The organism is Mesorhizobium sp. Cs1321R2N1 (genome assembly GCF_037179725.1).
Classification (GTDB): domain Bacteria; phylum Pseudomonadota; class Alphaproteobacteria; order Rhizobiales; family Rhizobiaceae; genus Mesorhizobium; species Mesorhizobium salmacidum.
This window is the reverse complement of sequence record NZ_JAPYKP010000302.1, coordinates 1-1,499: the sequence shown is the minus strand read 5'-3', so window position 1 is coordinate 1,499 and position 1,499 is coordinate 1. Positions and strand designations below refer to the sequence as shown.

At 65.8% G+C, this 1,499-nt stretch carries 1 protein-coding gene; it reads left to right on the top strand.

Annotated elements, in window-relative coordinates; genetic code table 11:
• The first annotated feature begins 270 nt into the window (after positions 1–270).
• Positions 271–1,482: an IS110 family transposase gene (locus O7A61_RS32150; protein WP_337133167.1), complete on the top strand. Its 1,212-nt coding sequence runs from the start codon at positions 271–273 to the stop codon at positions 1,480–1,482.
• Positions 1,483–1,499 lie beyond the last annotated feature (17 nt).

Genomic DNA, 1,499 nt, shown 5'->3' with positions numbered 1-1,499 from the left:
TGCTCATCAGGCAACCTCACGATTGCGTTGAATCAGTTTAAGAGCTGATTGGGCGTTGGTCCCGCGCCACCGTAACGACCGCCTGTGGTGCTCGCCCTTCGAGGGCCCGCATGAGACCTGCGGCGTTGCGGTGGCCGGAAGCCGCAGACGGGCTACAGGAAGATGCGCCACGGACACTTCGGCCAAGATGGGTCCAGAGCGCCGATTGATGAGCATCCCGTGAAGGCTCCCGGCACCGGGCACCATACTCCAGTTCTGTGAGGTGCATCCATGACCATTTTCGTCGGTCTCGATTGGGGCGGATCGAGCCATGCCGTCTGTGCCGTCGACGCTGCCGGCAAGATCCTTGATCACTTCAGCGTCGCCCATGACCGGGACGGCCTTGCCGCTCTCGTTGCCCGCTTGCGCCGGCATGGGCCGCCCGGCGAGACGCCAGTTGCCATCGAGCGGCCCAGCGGGCTTCTTGTCGACGTGCTGGTCGAAGCAGGCTTCGTCGTCACGCCAATCCATCCCAATGTCGTCAAGGCGTGCCGGCCTCGCTATCGCGCCGTCGCCGCCAAGAGCGATCCCGGCGACGCCTACATTCTGGCCGACATCCTGCGCACTGATGGCCACCGGCTGGCGCCACTCAAGCCTCAGTCCGACGCCATCAAGGCCTTGCGGGCGCTGGTGCGCGGGCGTGACGATCTCGTCGCCACAAGGCTCGTGCTCTCCAACCAGCTTCGTGCCCTGCTCGACAGCTTCTGGCCTGGCGCCGCCAGCCCGTTCGCCGACATCGCAAGCCCAATCGCCCTGGCTTTCATCCAGCGCTACCCGACGCCGCAAAGCGCCGCCCGCCTGGGGGAGAAGCGCATGGCCGCCTTCCTCGCCCAGAACCAGTATTGCGGCCGGCGCGGCGTCGCCGACGTGCTCGGCCGGCTCCGCTCCGCTCCCAGCCCAATCACCGCCGAGGCCGAGGCCGACGCCAAGGGTGAACTCGTGCGCGCCATCGCTTCTGCCCTCGAAAGCCTCGTCGCCCAGATCGCCAAACTGTCCAGCCGCATCGAGCATGCCGTCGCCGAACTGCCCGAGGGAAAGATCGTCATGTCCTTTCCGCGCGCCGGAAAAATTTGCGCCGCCCAGATCACCGCCGAGCTGGGCGACGTACGCGCCCGCTTCCAGAGCGAGGAGCACCTCGCCGCCGAGGCTGGCGTCGCACCCGTCACCTACCAGAGCGGAAAATCCCGCGCCGTCGTCTGGCGATGGGCATGCAACAAGCGTCTGCGCGCCGCAATCACTTGCTTCGCCGACAACTCCAGACATGCAAGCCCTTGGGCTGCAAAGGTCTATCAGGACGCCAGAAAGCGAGGGTGCAGACACCCGCATGCCGTTCGCATCCTTGCCAGGGCTTGGCTCAGAATCCTCTGGCGCGCCTGGCAGGACGGTACCCTCTACAATCCAGACAGACACCCCGCCGCAGCTGCCTTGCTCGCCAAAGGTTGACACAGGAAGTCTCATGC

Excerpts from the sequence above, each read along its gene's own strand:
- O7A61_RS32150 (WP_337133167.1), top strand. The coding sequence starts at position 271 with ATGACCATTTTCGTCGGTCTCGATTGGGGCGGATCGAGCCATGCCGTC.